The following is a 16,528-nucleotide window of genomic DNA, read 5'->3' as shown; positions in this document are numbered from 1 at the left end:
GAGCCATAGGAATGCTCCCGTCCGGATCGGGTACGCGAGCAGGGCCGCGCCGGGGCCGAGTACCCCGCGACCATGCCCCGGGCGGACCGCAATACCGTCGCTGACAGGGGATCTGCCATGGACACACCCGCGAACGACTACACCGCCACACCGGCCCGGCGGGCGCTGGACGCGCTGGCCGACAACACGGAGGACAGGGCGGCGCTGGACACGCTCGCGAGCAGCGACGTCCTCGTCCCCGTGCCCGACGACGTGGGCGATCAGGACGCCACCGACCCTGCCGCCGTGGCGCTGCCGGTCATCGAGCGGCCGGGCGGCGAGCCGGTCGTCCCCGTCTTCACCTCCGAGCCCGCGATGGCCGAGCTGCTGCCCTACATCTCCCGCTACCGCCTGGTGCCGCTGGGCGCACTGGCCTCCCAGTGGCCGACCGAGGACCTGGCCCTGACCATAGACGCCGGCTCCGCACACCCCCTGACCCTGACATCGGAGGGCGTACGGACGCTGCTGGCGCGACCGTAGCGCGACAGAGCGACCCGCCGAGGGGATGAGCGGCCGCAGCCAGGCCGCTCATCCCCTTCGCGCTGTCCGTCCCTCTCCGAGGACGGCCGCTGCGGTCATGGACCGCCTCGCGGACAATGGGAAAGGTCGGCCGGAACTGCTCCCCGCCGCAGGGTGGTTCGGCCGTACGGAGAGGGAAGATCCCACCGGGAGGGCCGACGCGAAGGGTGGGGGGTCGTCTTGAGGGTCGTCCTGCTGGGCACCGCAGCCGGAGGCGGTTTCCCCCGCTGGAACTGCGCCTGCGTGCGCTGCGACGCCGCCCGCGACGGCAAGCTGCCCGCCCGCGGCCCGGAGTGCGCGGCCGTCACCGGCAACTCCCGCGACTGGTGGCTGATCAACGCCTCGCCGGACATCCGCGCCCAGCTGGGCGGCGCCGCCGCCCTGTGGCCCGGCCCCCGGCACACCCCGGTGCGGGGCGTGCTGCTGACCGACGCCGAGGCCGACCATGTGGCTGGCCTGGCCGTCCTGCGCGACGCCGCCGGACTGAAGACGTACGCCGCCCCGCCGGTGCTGGCCGCGCTGGCCCCGGCGCGGGCGGGCCTGGACCGCCACGCCCCGTGGGAGTGGGCGGACAGCCTCACGGAGGGCGGGTTCGTGCTGGCCGGAGGGCTTGTCGTCACGGCACATCCCGTTCCGGGGAAGGCACCGGCGTACGTGCCGGGCAGGAGCATGGACCGCCGCTGGGTGACGGTGTACCGCGTCGAGGACCTGGCCACCGGACGCGTCCTTGTCTACGCACCCCGCGTGCGGGCCTGGTCCCGGCTGCTGGACGACCTGGTCGCCGCGGCGGACTGCGTCGTTCTGGACGGCACGCACTTCGCGGCCGACGAGTCGACGGACGCCGGACGGCACCTGCCCGTCTGCGGACCGGCCGGCAGCCTCACCGCCCTGGCCCGCCACTCGCACGCCCGCCGGATCTACACCCACCTAGCCGACACGAACCCCCTGCTGGATCCGGCCTCGGCGGCTCGCGCCCAGGTGGCGGAGGCGGGCGTGGAGGTCCTGCCGGACGGGGTGGAGTTCGCGCTGTAGGCGGCCCTGACGGCACCGCCCTCAGGGGCGCGGGGAACTGCGCGACAAGCCACGACGGCGTCGCAGTCGAACGGCGACCCGCCGCGGCCCTGCCGTCAATCGCTGAGCATGCGCGCGAGCGCACCCCGCTGCAACGGCAGGACCTCGGCGTGCAGGTCACGGCCCTTGCGGGTCAAGGTGACATACACGCCGCGCCGGTCCTCCACACAGACGGAACGCTCCAGCAGCCCGTCCTTCTCCAGCCGGCCGATGAGCCGGGACAGCGCGCTCTGGCTGAGATGGACCCGTCCGACGAGGTTCTGCACCCGGCACTGCTCGCCCTCCTTGGGCGTCGCCGACGCGAGGATGTCGAGCACCTCGAAGTCGCTCGCGCCCAAACCGTGCGGGTGCAGTACGCGGTCGATCTCGCACATCGTGCGCGCGTGCACGGACAGGATGTCCCGCCACCGTTCCTCGAGCCCCGGGTCGGCCGTCTTCACTGCCATACCGGCACCGTAGCACCGATTCGGCCAATTGTTGTACGTGCAACTAACGCGCGCAACAGAGGCGTCACCGACGGGGCAGGCCCTCAGCCGGTCGGGTCCTGGAGCAGCCCGACGAGATTGCCGTCCGCGTCCTTGACGGAGGCGATCAGCCTGCCGCCGCCGACGTCGTGGACGTCCTGGAGCGACTCGGCACCCGCTGCCAGCAGGGCCGCGTGGGACGCCCTGATGTCGGTCACGTGCCAGTAGGGGACCGGGCCGGTCAGGCCCTTGGAGTGGCCGTTGGGGTCCAGGCCGATGTCCTGCCCGGCGTCCTTGAAGCCGACGTAGTACGGCTCGTCCGCATAGGGCTCCGTCTCCAGCAGGGCGCTGAACAGGGCCTTCGCCCGGGCGAGGTCCTTGACGGGGTAGATGATCGTGCTGACTCCGGCGGTCATGACGTCCTCCTTGGTGAACCGGGGGCCGGCGGTTTCGCCGGTGGTTTCACGCTAGGACGGGGGAGCGGCTCATGACTTCTCGAATCCTGACCGTTCGCGAGCCGAGGGCGCACCGCCGGCCGGATCGCCGCGCCCCCGTGGCCCGCTCCTGCCCTCAAGTCGTCACGTCGACTGCCGTTTCACCAGCTCCGTCGGCAGGATCACCGCTGCCGGGTCCTCACCGCCGATCTGGGCGAGCAGCAGCCGCACCATCTCGGCGCTGATCCTGTCGTAGGGCTGGTGGATCGTCGTCAGGGCGGGAGTGGCCTCCGTCGCCGCGGCGGAGTCGTCGAAGCCGCCGACGGAGACGTCCTCGGGCACCCGGCGCCCCGCCCGGCTCAGCGCCGCCAGGGCACCCTGTGCCATCAGGTCGGATGCCACGAACAGGGCGTCCATGTCCGGCGCCTGCGCCAGCAGTCGCTCGGCGCCCGCCTCGCCGCTGGCCCGGCTGTAGTCGCCGGAGACGATCAGCCGCTCGTCGATCTCGACGCCCGCCTCCGTGAGCACCTCTTTGTAGCCGGCGAGGCGGTCGACACCGCCCGGGGTGTCCAGCGGGCCGCTCACCACGCCGATCCGGCGCCGGCCCAGCGACAGCAGGTGGCGCACCATGTCGCGGGCGCCGTCCCGGTCGTCCGCCGCCACGTAACTCACCTTGGAGCCGGGCCCCATGGGCTTGCCGCACTGGACGAGGGGCACGCCCGCCTCGCGCAGCTCCTCGGCGACCCGGTCACCGGAGTGACTGGACACCAGCAGCACCCCGTCGACATGACCGGCGGTGATGTAGCGCGTGATGCGCCGCCGCTCGTCCTTCGTGCCCGCCAGCATCAGCAGCAGCGGGATGTCGTGCGCGGCGAGGGCCTGGGTGCAGCCGCTCAGCAGGACGTTGAAGTTGGGGTCCTCGAAGAACCTCTCCTGCGGCTCGGTCAGCAGAAAGCCGATCGAGTCCGAACGCCCCGTGATCAGCGAGCGGGCATGCCGGTTGACGACGTAACCGGTCTTGCGGATCGCCGCGTTGACCGCCTCTTGGGCGGTGGGGCTGACGTAGTGCCCGCCGTTGAGCACCCGCGAGACGGTGCCCCGTGAGACTCCGGCCTCGCGCGCCACGTCGTGGATCGTCGGCGGCTTGCGTCGGCCCCCCGTGTTGCTCATGGTCATGACTTTACGGCCCCGGAGAGCAGATCCAGACTCCAGAACCGCTGGATGACCAGGAAGAGCGCCACCAGCGGAATCACCGCGAGGAACGCGCCGGTGATCACCAGTGTGTACAGCGCCGGGGTGTTGGCGCCCTGTTCGAGGAGCGTGTACAGGCCGAGCGTGATCGGGAACCGCTCGTCGTCGCTGAGCATGATGTACGGCAGCAGGAAGTTGTTCCAGATCGCCACGAACTGGAACAGGAACACCGTCACCATGCCGGGCACCATCATGGGCAGTGCGATCCGGGTGAAGATCCGCCACTCGCTCGCCCCGTCCATCCGCCCGGCCTCGACCACATCGGCCGGGACGGCGGCGGTCGCGTAGATCCGCGAGAGGTAGACGCCGTACGGCGACAGGAGCTGCGGCAGCAGCACGGACAGGTACGAGTCCGTCAGATCGGCCTTCGCCAGCAGCAGGTACTGCGGGATGGCGAGGATGACCGGCGGCATCAGTACGCCCGCCAGCAGGACGTTGAAGAGCGTCTCGCGGCCCGGGAAGCGGTAGATCGCCAGCGCGTAGCCGCTGAACGCCGAGACGACCGTCGACATCAGGGCGCCGAGACCGGCGTACAGGGCGGAGTTGCCCATCCACTGCCAGTAGACGCCGTCGCGATAGGCGCTGAGGTCCGCGACGTTGTCCGCGAAGCCGGTGCCCGGCAGGAAGGTGAACGTGGAGAACAGCTCGCTGCCGGACTTCGTCGCCGCGATCACCACCCAGGCGACCGGCAGCAGGCAGTAGAGCGCGCCGAGCAGCAGCGTGACTGTCGGGATCAGGGCGATCCGGCGGCGCAGCGGCGGGCGGTTCTGAACGGTCCCGGGCCTGCTGCCCGTCGCCGTCTCGGCCTTGCTCACGGCAAGAGAACTCATGAGGCGGCTCCTTGACTGGCGTCCCGCTTGTTCCGACGGTTCGCGGCCCGCAGGAAGCCGAAGGACAGCAGCAGCGTGGCCAGGGCGATGATCGTCGCCTGGGCGGCCGCCGCGTAGATGTCGCCCTTGCCGAAGGCGTCCTGGTACACCTTCATCAGCGGACTCCACGTCGTGGACACGGAGTTGGTGAGCGGCTTCAGGGTGGTCGGCTCGTTGAACACCTGGAGCGTGGCGATGATCGAGAAGAAGAAGGTCAGCACCAGGGAGGGTGCCACCATCGGGATCTTGATCCTGAGCGCGATCTGCAGCGGCGTGGCACCGTCCAGCTTGGCCGCCTCGTACACCTCGGCCGGGATGGCCTTGAGCGAGGTGTAGATGACGATCATGTTGAAGCCGGTGCCGCCCCAGACCGCGATGTTGGAGAGAGCGAGATACAGCGGACCGCCGTCGAGCAGGTCCGGCTGCGGCAGGCCCAGCTTCTCCAGCACGAAGTAGAACGGGCTGACGTCCGGCAGGTACAGAAAGCCCCACAACAGCGCGGCCACGACACCGGGGATGGCGTACGGCAAGAAGATCGCGAGCCGCGTGACCGGCGCCAGCCGCACCTTCTCGGAGTCCAGCATCAGCGCGAACAGCAGGGCGAGGCCCAGCATCACCGGCACCACGATGCAGCCGTAGCCGAGCACACGCAGCGCGCCGTCGACCAGTTCGCTGTCGGTGAGGGCGTCGGTGTAGTTCTCCAGGCCCGCCCAGACCTCCTTGCGGGCGCCGGCGCCGAGGCCGAGCCCGGAGACCTGCACCTTGCGCAAGCTGAGCCAGAGCGCGTAGCCGATGGGCAGCGCGAAGAAGAGCAGGAAGAGGATCGTCGCAGGGAGGAGGAAGAAATAGGGGGCGCTTCGCGCTCGTTTGAGGGTGGTGGTGGGAGACGGGAGGGCGTACGGGGCCCCCTTCACCCCGTACGCCTTCCGGCTTGTGCTGGTCACTCGGAGACCTCGAAGCCCTGCTTCTCGAGGTCGGCGACCGTGTCGTCCTGCATGGTGTCCAGTGCGGCGACGAAGTCCGACTTGTCCTTGGCGGCCTTGCCGAAGGCGTCCTTGAAGGTCGTGTAGGCGACGTTCACGTTCGGGCCCCAGGCGGACGGGGCGGTGGTCTTCGCGATCTCGGCGGCCTCGGTGTAGAAGTCCGACTGGTTCGAGAAGTAGTCCGGCGGGGTGGCGAAGGCGCCGCTGGTCTGGGCGTTCGTGGCGGCCGGGTAGATGCCGCTCTCCTTGGCCAGGGCCTGGAGGGCGTCGCCGTCGGTGTTCAGCCAGGCGGCGAACTTCGCGGCGGCGGCCTTGTGTTCGGAGTCCGTGGTGACGGCGGTGGAGGACCCGCCCCAGCTGCCGGTGACGTTCTCCGACGGCGACCACTGGGGGAGCGGGGCCATGGCCCACTTCCCCTTGGTGTCGGGCGCGGCCGTGGTCAGCGTGCCCGGGGCCCACACGGCGGAGACCCAGGCGATCTGCTTGCCGGTGTTGAGCGCCTTGTTCCAGGCCGGGGTGTACATCGGCTGGTTGTCGACGGCGCCCTCCTTGACGAGGTCGCCCCAGAACCCGGCGACCTTCTGCGAGGCCGCGTCGTTGATGCCGACCTGCCACTTGTCGCCGGAGGTCGTCCACCACTTCGCGCCGGCCTGCTGGGCGAGGCCCGCGAAGAGACCGGAGTCGTTGGCGGAGAAGGTGGTCAGGTCGGTGTCCGGGGCCTTCTTCTTCAGCGCGCGGGCCGTCTCGGCGAACTGCTCCCAGGTGGTCGGGACCGTCAGGCCGTACTTCTTGAACAGGTCCTCGCGGTAGTAGAACATCATCGGCCCGATGTCCTGCGGGACCGCGTAGACCGCGTCCGTGCCCAGCGTGGTCTGCTGCCAGACACCGTCGGCGAACTTGCCCTTCGCGTCGCCCACTTCACCGGCTATGTCCGCGACGGCGTCATTGCTGACCAGCGTCGGCAGCGCCTGGTACTCGGCCTGGACCAGGTCGGGGGCCTTGCCCGCCTTGTGCGCGGTGAGGATCTTGGTGACCAGTGTGTCGCCGGACGCCTGCTTCTTCACCGTGACCGTGATCCGGTCCTTCTTGCCCGGACCCTTGTTCCACAGGTCGACGACCTTGTCCATGCCGGGCGTCCAGGTCCAGTACGTCAGCGAGACCGGCCCCGACGGGTCGTCGCTCGCGTCTTCGGTGCCGCAAGCGGCGAGGGCGGTGGCGCAAAGAGCCACGGCGATGGTGGATGCCACGAGGCGAACGCGCTTCGTGTTGGGCATGGATCTCTCCCCTGACCTGGGTCCCCGCCCGCTGCGAGGACCTGCCACGCTTCTGTGAGCGTTCACAGTAGAGAAACATCCCGGACACTTGTCAATGGTTGTTGCTGTGCGGTTATGTTGGGCTCGCACCGCCGATCGTGTGTGTGAACGTTCCCAAATGATCAACAAAACGGGAGAGATCCATGCCGGAGACCAACCCCAGGGGCCTCACCCGGCTCGCCTTCGGTGGGGACTACAACCCCGAGCAGTGGCCGGAAAGCGTCTGGCAGGAGGACGTCCGGCTGATGGGGGAGGCCGGCGTCACGATGGTGAGCGTCGGGATCTTCTCCTGGGCCCTGTTGGAGCCCTCACCGGGCGTGTACGACTTCGGCTGGCTGGACCGCGTGCTGGACCTGCTGCACGAGCACGGCATCCGCGTCGACCTGGGCACCCCCACCGTCTGCCCGCCGGTCTGGTTCTACCGCGCCCACCCCGAGGCCCTGCCCGTCACGGCCGAGGGCGTGCGCCACGAGTTCGGCTCGCGCGCAGCGATCTGTCACAGCAACGCCGACTACCGCACGGCCGCCGCGGCCATCACCACCAAGCTCGCCGAACGTTACGGCGACCACCCGGTGCTGGCCATGTGGCACGTGCACAACGAGTACGGCGTCCCCGTCTCCGCCTGCTACTGCGACTCGTGCGCCGCGCACTTCCGGCGCTGGCTGGCGTCGACGTACGGGACCGTCGAGTCCGTCAACGAGGCCTGGGGCACGGCCTTCTGGGGCCAGCGCTACTCGGACTTCGAGGAGATCAACCCCCCGCGTCTGACGCCGACGGCCGTCAACCCGGCCCAGGCGCTGGACTACAAGCGCTTCGCCGACGCCACCATGCGCGAGAACTTCCGTAGGGAGCGGGACATCCTGCACCGCCTGGCGCCCGGCCTCCCGGTCACGACCAACTTCATGACCGCCCTCAGCCAGTGCGACTCCGTCGACTACTGGGCCTGGGGCCGCGAGGTCGACATCGTCACCAACGACCACTATCTGATCACCGACGGCCGCCGCACCCACGTCAACCTCGCCATGGCCGCCGACCTCACCCGCTCGGTGGCCGGGGGAGCACCCTGGATCCTCCTGGAGCACTCCACCTCGGGCGTCAACTGGCAGCCCCGCAACCCCGCCAAGGCCCCCGGCCAGATGGCCCGCAACTCCCTCGGCCATGTGGCGCGCGGCTCCGAGGGCGCCATGTTCTTCCAGTGGCGCCAGTCCCGGCGCGGCGCCGAGAAGTTCCACTCGGCGATGGTCCCGCACGGCGGCACCGACACACGCGTGTGGCGCGAGGTCGTCGAACTCGGCGCCGCCCTCGACTCGTTGAACCCCGTGCGCGGCACCCGCACCCGGGCCGACGTGGCGATGCTGTGGGACTGGCACTCCTGGTGGGCGCAGAACCTCGACTGGCGCCCGAGCGAGGACCACGACCCGCGCGAACGCGCCGACGCCTTCTACGAGGTGCTCTACGACCGCCACCTCACCGTCGACTTCGCCCACCCGGAAGCCGACTTGTCGAGGTATCCCCTTGTCGTCGTGCCGGCCCTGTATCTGATGACCGAGGCGGCCGGGAACAACCTCAGGGAGTACGTCGAGCACGGCGGCACCCTCGTCGTGTCGTACTTCTCCGGCATCGTCGACGAGCACGACGCCGTGCACGAGGGCGCCTGCCCCGGACCGCTGCGGGACGTCCTCGGCCTCACGGTCGAGGAGTTCTCGCCGCTGCTCCAGGACCAGTTGGTGCGGATCACCGGCCCCGACGGTTCCGAGCTCAGCGGCGACGTGTGGACCGAGTTCGTCGTCCCGCGCGGCGCCGAGACCGTCTGGACCTACGCCGACGGCCTGACCGCCGGCCACCCCGCCGTCACCCGGCACAGCCTCGGCGAGGGCACCGCCTGGTACGTCTCCACCCGCCTCGGCGCCGAGGGCCTGGACGCGCTGCTCGGCTGGGCGATCGAGGACGCGCAGGTCGCACCGCGTGTCGACCTGCCCCGGGACGTCGAAGTGGTGCACCGCGTCGGCGAGTCGGGCAGCTATCTGTTCGTGATCAACCACACCGCGTCGGACGCCAAGGTGCCCCTGGAGGCGCCCGGCACCGAGCTGCTGACCGGTGAACGCGCCGCGGGCCGCCTGGCGGTCCCCGCGGGAGCCGTCCGGGTCGTACGACTCGACGGCTGAGCCGACTCCCCTCCGCCCGCGCGTGCCACGAGCCGTGGGCGGAGGGGCTCCTCACCGCAGTGGTTCCCCATCACCGCGGCGGCGAGGAACCTCCATCCCCATTCGTCGAAGGGACGACGGACGAAGATGTTCCATCCCAGACGCACCCTCCGAGTCCTGCTGATACCGCTCGCCGCCGGACTCGCCCTCACCGCCCTGCCCGCGCAGACCGCCTCGGCGGCGAGCACGATCACCAACGGCGGCTTCGAGTCCGACGGAACCGGCACCGCGACGCCGGCCGGCTGGTCGACCTACTCGGCGGCCGGTCAGAACTCCGCCTCCTTCGCCGAGGCCGGTGGCCACGGCGGGAGTTACCGCCTGACGCACTGGTCGTCGTCGGCGTACAAGGTGGAGACCTACCAGTACCTGTCCGGACTGACCAACGGGAACTACAAACTCACCGCCTGGGTCCGCTCCGGCGGTGGCCAGAACTCTGCGTACATAGCGCTGAAGAACTGCGGCGGTGCCGAGCAGCGCACCGACCTCCCCGTCTCGGCGAGCGGCTGGATCCGCATCGTCGTGCCGGTCAGCGTGACCACCAACCAGTGCACGATCAGCGTCAACAGCGACGCGAACGCGGGCAACTGGATCAACGTCGACGACCTGACCTTCGCCTCGGGCACGGGCGGCACGTCGATCCACGGCGCCGACATCTCCTCCCTCGCCAAGAGCGAGGCCAAGGGCGGCCTCTACAAGTCGAGTTCCGGCGCGACCGGCGACGCGGTCACCCTCCTGAAGAACGCCGGCATGAACTACGCCCGCCTGAAGGTCTGGGTCAACCCGGCCGACGGCTACAACAACAAGGCGCGCGTCCTCGCCACGGCCAAGCGCGTCAAGGCCGCCGGCATGAAGCTGCTGGTCGACTTCCACTACTCGGACACCTGGGCCGACCCGGGCGCCCAGAGCAAGCCGGCCGCGTGGTCCGGGCACTCCTACAGCCAGCTGAAGACCGACGTGTACAACCACACGTACGACGTGCTCAACGCCCTCAAGGCGCAGGGCACCACCGCCGACATGGTCCAGGTCGGCAACGAGATCAACGGCGGCATGCTGTGGTCCGAGGGCTCCACCGACAACTGGTCGCAGCTCGCCGGCCTGCTCAACTCCGGCTACGACGCGGTCAAGGCGGTGAGCTCGTCCACCACCGTCGCGCTGCACCTGGCCAAGGGCGGCGATCTGTCCGGCACCCGCTGGTGGTTCGACAACGCGGTCGCCGGCGGGGTGAAGTTCGACGTGATCGGCCTGTCGTACTACGGCTACTGGCACGGCTCGCTGTACGACTTCCAGACGACCCTCGACGACGCGGCCTTCCGCTACGGCAAGCCGGTCTACGTCGCTGAGACGGCCTACCCGTTCCGCCTGGACAGCGAGGACTCGCACGAGAACATCATCGACACCACCGCTGAACTCGTCGCCGGCTACCCCGCCACGGTCGCCGGGCAGACCCGGTGGATGAACGACGTGACGAGCATCGTGGAGGCCGTCCCGGGCGGCCGTGGCCTCGGCGTCTTCTACTGGGAGGCGACCTGGACCGCCGTCACCGGCAACGGCTGGGACCCGACCGACGCCTCCTCCGGCAACGGCTGGGAGAACCAGGCCCTGTTCGGCTACGACGACAGGGCCTTGTCGTCGACGGCATGGTTCAGCCACCGTTGAGTGAGTGACGAAAGGGCCCGGTCGCACCCTCGCGGCCGGGCCCCGGCGCCTCCTCCGCGAACAGCCCTGTGTCGTACGGCCGTTCGGTACCGGACAACGGTCGAAGAGTCGCGGACACGGCGGCTTTCCCTGCGGGACAGTGGGAGCACGTGTGACGACGCGGCCCGACGGAGGGAGACGAGATGCTGAGGACTCCCGCCGGCCGGCGGCGCCTGGAGATCCTGGAATGGCTCAAGGATCCGGTCGCGCACTTCCCGGACGGGTGCCACGCGGACCCGGTCGAGGACGGTGTCACCGCGGACGCCGTCGCCGCCAAGCTCGGCGTGTCACCCGAGGTGGCCGAGACCCACCTCGGCCTCCTCGTGAACATTGGCGTGCTGCGCACCAAGCTGATCCGGCAGCACGTGTACTACCGGCGGGACGAGATGCGGATCGCCGAGGTGGCGCGCATGTTCGAGAAGGGCTGGTAGCAGCGCCGCAAGGGGCGCGGGGAACTGTGCGACCAGCCACGGCATACCCGCAGCCGAACGACGGCCTACCCCGGCCCTCCCAGCAAAGCGCCATGCTCCCGCACCGCGATCCGCGCCAGCTTCGTCAGCATCATGCCGTTGCGGATCGCGACGACGTAGTCGACGGGCATGCCGTGCATCCGCGTGCCAGGGCCCCGCAGCGGGTGCCAGTCGATGACGAAGAGAGTGTGCTCGCCCCAGGGGATCAGCTTCATGGCGATACGGGCAGCACCGAAGGGCTCAGCCTTCGCCTCGAGTTCCAGACGGTGCCGCGGTTCGCTGATGCGGACGATGACGGTGTCGTCGAGGGTCAGGCGGCCCATACCGACCCGGACGCGCAACCGGGCACCCACATCCGGCCAGTCGGGATCCACGGCGAGGACCTGCTGGGTTCCGGTGACCCACTCCCCGTAACGACTGCCGTCGGACAGCAGGCTCCAGACCTCGGAGGGCGAGCTCAGGATCAGACGGCGATTGCGGGCCACACTCACCACGCTCCTTCTCCTCGGCCGCTCAGCAGGCTCTTCGACCGTAGCCGCGCGGTGCGTCACGGGCATGCCGAGCGGTGGGGGCCGGTCCCCGAAATGCCCTCTCCGGGCGCCCGGAGTTACCCTGTTGACCGGCCGCGACCCCGTGGGCGGCGCGGCGGTGGGGCCCGCCGTACCCGAACCGCGGCAGTGCCGCCGCCAACGGTCCCTACTTGCAACCGCGAGGCCCGCATGCCCGGGGCCGCCCAGGCGAGTAGGAGACGTACGTCCATGACAACCCCGGAAACCGAGAGCCTGCGCGCTCCCGCCGGCACTGCGCGGCAGCCGGCCTGGCGGGCGCAAGGACCGGTCGTCGCGGTGGTCGCTCTCGGCGGGGCCATCGGTGCCACGGCCCGATATGCGGCCTCCCTGTGGTGGCCGGCCCAGCCGGGCGGCTTCCCATGGGCGACCTTCTGGACCAATGTCGTCGGCTGCGCCGTGATCGGCGTGTTCATGGTGGTCATCACCGACGTATGGGCCGCCCACAGACTCGTCCGCCCCTTCTTCGGCACCGGCGTCCTCGGCGGCTTCACCACCTTCTCCACCTACGCCGTCGACATCCAGAAGCTGGTGGACGACGGCCATCCCCGCACGGCGCTGGCCTACCTCGCCGCCACCCTGATCGCGGCACTGACGGCGGTCTGGCTCGCGACGGCGGCCACCCGTCACGTCCTGAAGTGGAGGCAGCGATGACCGGGCTGACCGGCAAGGCCCTGCGCCTGACCGTGTTCGTCGGCGAGCACGACACCTGGCACCACAAGCCGCTGTACTCCGAGATCGTCCACCGCGCCCACGCGGCCGGCCTCGCGGGCGCCAGCGTCTTCCGCGGTATCGAGGGCTTCGGCGCCTCCTCGCTGATCCACACCTCGCGCCTGCTGTCCCTCAGCGAGGACCTGCCGGTCGCGATCGTGATCGTCGACACCGAGGAGCGCGTACGAGCCTTCCTGCCACACCTCGACGAACTCGTCACGGAGGGACTCGTCACCCTCGACGACTGCGACGTCATCCGGTACACCGGCCGCGACGACACTCCGGGCGAATCGGACAGAGAAGGTAAGAAGTCGCCGTGAACTGGCTTCTGGTCGTCGCGGGCGCCCTGGTCGGCGCGCCCCTGCGCTATCTCACCGACCGCGCGGTGCAGTCCCGGCACGACTCCGTGTTCCCCTGGGGCACCTTCCTCGTCAATGTCACCGGCTGCCTGATCCTCGGCCTGCTCACCGGCGCGGCGGCCTCGGGTGCCGCGAGTTCCCACCTCCAGCTGCTGCTCGGCACCGGGCTGTGCGGCGCCCTGACCACCTACTCGACCTTCTCCTACGAGACCCTGCGGCTGACCGGGACGGGTGCCGGGCTCTACGCCGTGGGCAACGTCGTCGGGAGCGTGAGCGTCGGCCTCGGCGCGGCCTTCCTCGGCGTGTCGGTGGCCGAGGCGGTGTGGTCGTAGGCCGCCACGGCCGCGGCGATGGCGCCGGAGCCACACCCGCACCTGGTAGGACAGTGCGCACCAGCTGTCCCGCCGACCCCCGGAACTGGATCACATGAGCGCCATCAGCGTCGGTCAGGCCGTCGTCCTCGGAGCCGTCGAGGGGGTGACCGAGTTCCTGCCCGTCTCCTCGACCGGCCATCTGAAGATCGTCGAGGGTTTGATGGGCATCCCTGTCGACGACGACGCGGTCGTCGGGTTCTCGGCCGTCATCCAGGTCGGCGCGATCGCCGCCGTGCTCGTGTACTTCTTCAAGGACATCGTGCGGATCGTCTCCGCGTGGCTGCGCGGGCTGCGGGACAAGGAGGAGCGGTACCACCACGACTACCAGTTCGCCTGGTGGGTGATCTTCGCGACGATCCCGATCGTGGTCGTGGGCCTGGCCGCCAAGCCGCTCATCCAGGGGCCGCTCGCCTCGCTTTGGGTGGTCGCGGGCTCGCTGATCGTGGGCAGCGGGGTGATGTGGGCGGCGGACCGGATGGGCCGGCACAAGCGAGGGGAGGACGACACCTCCTTCAAGGACGCCATGCTCGTCGGCAGCTCCCAGATCCTCGCCCTGCTCTTCCCAGGCTTCTCGCGCTCGGGCGCCACGATGTCCACGGCGCTGATGCTGGACCTCGACCGGGTCGCCGCCACCCGTCTGTCGTTCTTCCTCGGCATCCCGGCCCTGACCGGCGCCGGCATCTACGAACTCAAGGACGCCCTCGGCACGGGCACGGCAGCGCTGCCGCTGGTTGTCGGCACCGCCGTCTCCTTCGCCGTCGCCTACGCCTCCATCGCCTGGCTGCTCAGGTTCGTCGCCAAGCACTCCTTCAACGCCTTCGTGATCTACCGGATCGTCGTCGGAGTGCTGCTGTTCGGGCTGCTGGGCGCGGGGGTCATCAACAGCTGACCCGGTCCGGGTGCGGCGTCGGCAGCGGGCCGTCCGGCGCCACACCCGGTGAATCTTTCCTTAAGGGTCTCTTGACACCACCCTCCGCTCACCCGGAGTATCACTCTCGTGAACCTGTCAGACAGCCGGACAGCCAGTCAGCCTCCGCGACGCGTCAGCGCCATGGAGGCGGTGTTGGCGCACCTGCGCAGCGCCATCGAGCGCGGCGAGTACGCCGTGGGCGACAAGCTCCCCTCCGAGGCGGAGCTGTGCCGCACCCTGGAGATCAGCAGGCCCGTCCTGCGCGAGGCCCTGCGGGCCCTGCAGACGATGGGCCTGACCGTCTCCAAGACCGGCAAGGGCACCTTCGTCGTCGCCAACGCCGTCGAGGACCCCACCTTCGGTGACTACTCGGCCAGCGACCTGCTGGAGGTGCGCCGGCACGTCGAGATCCCGGTCGCCGGGTACGCGGCGCTGCGCCGCACCCCGGAGAACCTCGACCACCTGGCTCATCTGCTGGACCGCATGGAGCGGGAGACGGACACCACCGCGTGGGTCGCGATGGACACCCTCTTCCATCTGGCCGTGGCCGAGGCCGCCCAGAACCCGGTCTTCCGCCGGGTCATCGAGGAGATCCGCGACGCACTGGCGCGTCAGTCGGCCTTCCTCAACGAGCTGGGCGGCCGCCGCGAGCAGTCCAACCGCGAGCACCGGGCGATCGTCGAGGCGCTGATCGACGGTTCCGAACTCGACGCGACCGACGCCATGGCGCACCACCTCGACCGCGTCGAGACGACCCTCACCGACATCGTGCGCCCCCCGCGCACGGACAGCACCACGGAAGGCGGACCCGAGGCGTGAGTGAGCAGTCCCTGCACGAAGGCGTGCAGAAACGTTCCAGCCATGTCGACGCCGGGGACGAGGGGTACAGCAAGTCCCTGAAGTCCCGGCACGTCAACATGATCGCCATCGGCGGGGCCATCGGCACCGGCCTGTTCCTCGGCGCCGGCGGCCGACTCGCCGACGCCGGCCCGTCCCTGTTCATCGCCTACGCGGTCTGCGGCGTCTTCGCCTTCCTCGTCGTGCGGGCCCTCGGCGAACTCGTCCTCTACCGCCCGTCCTCCGGCGCCTTCGTGTCGTACGCCCGGGAGTTCATGGGAGAGAAGGGCGCGTACACCGCGGGCTGGATGTACTTCCTGAACTGGGCCACCACCGGCATCGCCGACATCACCGCGGTGGCCACGTACACGCACTACTGGGGCATGTTCTCCGACATCCCGCAGTGGGTGATCGCGCTCATAGCGCTCGCCGTCGTCCTCACCGTGAACCTGATCTCGGTGAAGATCTTCGGCGAGCTGGAGTTCTGGTTCGCGATCGTCAAGGTCGGCGCGCTCGTCGTCTTCATGCTCATCGGCATCTTCCTGCTGGTCACCCAGCAGCCCGTGGACGGCCACACCCCCGGCCCGTCCCTGATCACCGACAACGGCGGCCTCTTCCCCAACGGCCTGCTGCCCATGCTGCTGATCGTCCAGGGCGTCGTCTTCGCCTACGCCTCCGTCGAGCTGGTCGGCGTCGCCGCCGGTGAGACCGAGAACCCCGAGAAGATCATGCCGAAGGCGATCAACTCGATCATGTGGCGCGTCGGCCTCTTCTACGTCGGCTCCGTCCTCCTTCTCTCGATGCTGCTGCCCTGGTCGTCGTACAAGGCGGGCGAAAGCCCCTTCGTCACCGTGCTGTCCAACGTCGGCATCCCGGCAGCGGGCGGCGTCATGAACCTGGTCGTGATGACCGCGGCCATGTCCTCGCTCAATTCCGGCCTGTACTCCACCGGCCGCATCCTGCGCTCCATGGCGATGTCCGGCTCCGCCCCGAAGTTCACCTCGGTGATGAGCCGCAGCCAGGTCCCGTACGGCGGCATCCTGCTGACCAGCGGTATCTGTGTCCTGGGCGTCGGACTCAACTTCGTCGTCCCGGCCGATGCGTTCGAGATCGTGCTGAACTTCGCCGCGATCGGCATCCTCGCCACCTGGGGCATGATCATGATCTGTCACCTGCTCTTCTGGCAGAAGACCCAGAAGGGCGAACTCGACCGGCCCGGCTACCGACTGCCGGGCTCCCCCTGGACCGAACTCGTGACGCTGGCCTTCCTCGCCTCCGTCCTGGTCCTCATGTACGCCGACGGAGGCGCCGGCCGCACCACCGTGCTGTGCCTGCCGCTGATCGCCGGAGTGCTGGTCGCGGGCTGGTACGGCATCCGAAGCCGTGTGGCGCGCACCTCCGTCAAGGCCGACACGTGAGACCCGTGTCGGTCGACGACCCCTCATCGACCCACGAAAAC

General features: G+C 69.7%; 18 protein-coding genes. 11 read left to right on the top strand and 7 right to left on the bottom strand.

The genetic code is table 11. The annotated features are described in order from the left end of the window. Nucleotides 1-117: 117 nt before the first annotated feature. Together OG254_RS04585 and pqqB are read left to right on the top strand one after the other, a co-directional pair. Complete coding sequence (locus OG254_RS04585; RefSeq protein ID WP_351185570.1) at nucleotides 118-519, top strand: SseB family protein; 402 nt, start codon at nucleotides 118-120, stop codon at nucleotides 517-519. Nucleotides 520-738: 219 nt separating this feature from the next. Next, nucleotides 739-1,590: a pyrroloquinoline quinone biosynthesis protein PqqB gene (gene pqqB / locus OG254_RS04580; protein ID WP_405577474.1), complete on the top strand. Its 852-nt coding sequence runs from the start codon at nucleotides 739-741 to the stop codon at nucleotides 1,588-1,590. A 95-nt stretch (nucleotides 1,591-1,685) separates the two neighbouring features. On the opposite strand, the gene OG254_RS04575 is transcribed toward pqqB, so the two are convergent. From OG254_RS04575 to OG254_RS04550, 6 genes are all read right to left on the bottom strand, one after another. Then, a complete protein-coding gene (locus OG254_RS04575; RefSeq protein WP_405577472.1) occupies nucleotides 1,686-2,075 on the bottom strand; it encodes a MarR family winged helix-turn-helix transcriptional regulator in 390 nt (129 codons plus the stop codon). 83 nt (nucleotides 2,076-2,158) lie between these two features. After that, nucleotides 2,159-2,509: a VOC family protein gene (locus tag OG254_RS04570; protein ID WP_405577470.1), complete on the bottom strand. Its 351-nt coding sequence runs from the start codon at nucleotides 2,507-2,509 to the stop codon at nucleotides 2,159-2,161. Nucleotides 2,510-2,671: 162 nt separating this feature from the next. After that, the gene (locus OG254_RS04565; protein ID WP_405577468.1) at nucleotides 2,672-3,703 is read right to left on the bottom strand and encodes a LacI family DNA-binding transcriptional regulator; all 1,032 of its coding nucleotides are present in this window, start codon (nucleotides 3,701-3,703) and stop codon (nucleotides 2,672-2,674) included. Beyond that, nucleotides 3,700-4,608, bottom strand: a complete 909-nt coding sequence (locus tag OG254_RS04560) for a carbohydrate ABC transporter permease (protein ID WP_405577466.1) — start codon at nucleotides 4,606-4,608, stop codon at nucleotides 3,700-3,702. The genes OG254_RS04565 and OG254_RS04560 overlap by 4 nt, the downstream gene beginning before the upstream one ends. Further along, the gene (locus OG254_RS04555) at nucleotides 4,605-5,591 is read right to left on the bottom strand and encodes a carbohydrate ABC transporter permease (RefSeq protein WP_405577464.1); all 987 of its coding nucleotides are present in this window, start codon (nucleotides 5,589-5,591) and stop codon (nucleotides 4,605-4,607) included. The genes OG254_RS04560 and OG254_RS04555 overlap by 4 nt, the downstream gene beginning before the upstream one ends. Then, on the bottom strand, nucleotides 5,588-6,904 hold the full coding sequence (locus tag OG254_RS04550; protein WP_405577461.1) for an extracellular solute-binding protein: 1,317 nt from the start codon (nucleotides 6,902-6,904) through the stop codon (nucleotides 5,588-5,590). Before OG254_RS04550 ends, OG254_RS04555 begins: the two co-directional genes overlap by 4 nt. A 182-nt stretch (nucleotides 6,905-7,086) precedes the next feature. Between OG254_RS04550 and OG254_RS04545 the strand changes: the two genes are divergently transcribed. The 3 genes from OG254_RS04545 (at nucleotide 7,087) to OG254_RS04535 (ending at nucleotide 11,273) form a co-directional block, all read left to right on the top strand. Then, nucleotides 7,087-9,108 carry a beta-galactosidase gene (locus OG254_RS04545; RefSeq protein WP_405577459.1) on the top strand — a complete coding sequence of 674 codons (2,022 nt, stop codon included), beginning with the start codon at nucleotides 7,087-7,089 and terminating at the stop codon, nucleotides 9,106-9,108. Between the two features lie 126 nt (nucleotides 9,109-9,234). Then, nucleotides 9,235-10,803, top strand: coding sequence for an arabinogalactan endo-beta-1,4-galactanase (locus OG254_RS04540; protein ID WP_405577457.1), 1,569 nt, complete (start codon nucleotides 9,235-9,237; stop codon nucleotides 10,801-10,803). Nucleotides 10,804-10,985: 182 nt separating this feature from the next. Further along, entirely contained in the window at nucleotides 10,986-11,273 is a 288-nt protein-coding gene (locus OG254_RS04535) for an ArsR family transcriptional regulator (protein WP_405577455.1), read from the top strand. 65 nt (nucleotides 11,274-11,338) lie between these two features. Here OG254_RS04535 and OG254_RS04530 read toward each other — a convergent pair whose 3' ends face one another. Next, a complete protein-coding gene (locus OG254_RS04530; RefSeq protein ID WP_405577453.1) occupies nucleotides 11,339-11,797 on the bottom strand; it encodes an SRPBCC family protein in 459 nt (152 codons plus the stop codon). A 273-nt stretch (nucleotides 11,798-12,070) separates the two neighbouring features. Here OG254_RS04530 and crcB (OG254_RS04525) point away from each other — a divergent pair, with 273 nt between their 5' ends. The 6 genes from crcB (OG254_RS04525) to OG254_RS04500 all read left to right on the top strand — a co-directional run bounded on the left by crcB (OG254_RS04525) (nucleotide 12,071) and on the right by OG254_RS04500 (nucleotide 16,487). Next, nucleotides 12,071-12,532, top strand: coding sequence for a fluoride efflux transporter CrcB (gene crcB, locus OG254_RS04525; protein ID WP_405577451.1), 462 nt, complete (start codon nucleotides 12,071-12,073; stop codon nucleotides 12,530-12,532). Then, nucleotides 12,529-12,909 (top strand): DUF190 domain-containing protein, encoded by a 381-nt coding sequence (locus OG254_RS04520; RefSeq protein WP_405577449.1) that lies wholly within the window; start codon nucleotides 12,529-12,531, stop codon nucleotides 12,907-12,909. Before crcB (OG254_RS04525) ends, OG254_RS04520 begins: the two co-directional genes overlap by 4 nt. Beyond that, nucleotides 12,906-13,280: a fluoride efflux transporter CrcB gene (gene crcB, locus OG254_RS04515; RefSeq protein ID WP_405577447.1), complete on the top strand. Its 375-nt coding sequence runs from the start codon at nucleotides 12,906-12,908 to the stop codon at nucleotides 13,278-13,280. The genes OG254_RS04520 and crcB (OG254_RS04515) overlap by 4 nt, the downstream gene beginning before the upstream one ends. A gap of 94 nt (nucleotides 13,281-13,374) precedes the next feature. Then, complete coding sequence (locus OG254_RS04510) at nucleotides 13,375-14,211, top strand: undecaprenyl-diphosphate phosphatase (protein ID WP_405577445.1); 837 nt, start codon at nucleotides 13,375-13,377, stop codon at nucleotides 14,209-14,211. A 162-nt stretch (nucleotides 14,212-14,373) separates the two neighbouring features. Further along, a complete protein-coding gene (locus OG254_RS04505) occupies nucleotides 14,374-15,051 on the top strand; it encodes a FadR/GntR family transcriptional regulator (RefSeq protein WP_351186014.1) in 678 nt (225 codons plus the stop codon). Continuing rightward, nucleotides 15,048-16,487: an amino acid permease gene (locus OG254_RS04500; protein ID WP_405577442.1), complete on the top strand. Its 1,440-nt coding sequence runs from the start codon at nucleotides 15,048-15,050 to the stop codon at nucleotides 16,485-16,487. Before OG254_RS04505 ends, OG254_RS04500 begins: the two co-directional genes overlap by 4 nt. Nucleotides 16,488-16,528: the final 41 nt, after the last annotated feature.

It is taken from the genome of Streptomyces sp. NBC_01092 (assembly GCF_045039535.1).
Classification (GTDB): Bacteria; Actinomycetota; Actinomycetes; order Streptomycetales; family Streptomycetaceae; genus Streptomyces.
The sequence above is the reverse complement of the archived record's forward strand: the minus strand, read 5'-3'. Positions and strand labels throughout refer to the sequence as shown.

Excerpts from the sequence above, each read along its gene's own strand:
- OG254_RS04585 (WP_351185570.1), top strand. The coding sequence starts at position 118 with ATGGACACACCCGCGAACGACTACACCGCCACACCGGCCCGGCGGGCG.
- OG254_RS04575 (WP_405577472.1), bottom strand. The coding sequence starts at position 2,075 with ATGGCAGTGAAGACGGCCGACCCGGGGCTCGAGGAACGGTGGCGGGAC.
- OG254_RS04570 (WP_405577470.1), bottom strand. The coding sequence starts at position 2,509 with ATGACCGCCGGAGTCAGCACGATCATCTACCCCGTCAAGGACCTCGCC.
- OG254_RS04565 (WP_405577468.1), bottom strand. The coding sequence starts at position 3,703 with ATGACCATGAGCAACACGGGGGGCCGACGCAAGCCGCCGACGATCCAC.
- OG254_RS04560 (WP_405577466.1), bottom strand. The coding sequence starts at position 4,608 with ATGAGTTCTCTTGCCGTGAGCAAGGCCGAGACGGCGACGGGCAGCAGG.
- OG254_RS04550 (WP_405577461.1), bottom strand. The coding sequence starts at position 6,904 with ATGCCCAACACGAAGCGCGTTCGCCTCGTGGCATCCACCATCGCCGTG.
- OG254_RS04545 (WP_405577459.1), top strand. The coding sequence starts at position 7,087 with ATGCCGGAGACCAACCCCAGGGGCCTCACCCGGCTCGCCTTCGGTGGG.
- OG254_RS04540 (WP_405577457.1), top strand. The coding sequence starts at position 9,235 with ATGTTCCATCCCAGACGCACCCTCCGAGTCCTGCTGATACCGCTCGCC.
- OG254_RS04535 (WP_405577455.1), top strand. The coding sequence starts at position 10,986 with ATGCTGAGGACTCCCGCCGGCCGGCGGCGCCTGGAGATCCTGGAATGG.
- crcB (WP_405577451.1), top strand. The coding sequence starts at position 12,071 with ATGACAACCCCGGAAACCGAGAGCCTGCGCGCTCCCGCCGGCACTGCG.
- OG254_RS04520 (WP_405577449.1), top strand. The coding sequence starts at position 12,529 with ATGACCGGGCTGACCGGCAAGGCCCTGCGCCTGACCGTGTTCGTCGGC.
- OG254_RS04510 (WP_405577445.1), top strand. The coding sequence starts at position 13,375 with ATGAGCGCCATCAGCGTCGGTCAGGCCGTCGTCCTCGGAGCCGTCGAG.
- OG254_RS04505 (WP_351186014.1), top strand. The coding sequence starts at position 14,374 with ATGGAGGCGGTGTTGGCGCACCTGCGCAGCGCCATCGAGCGCGGCGAG.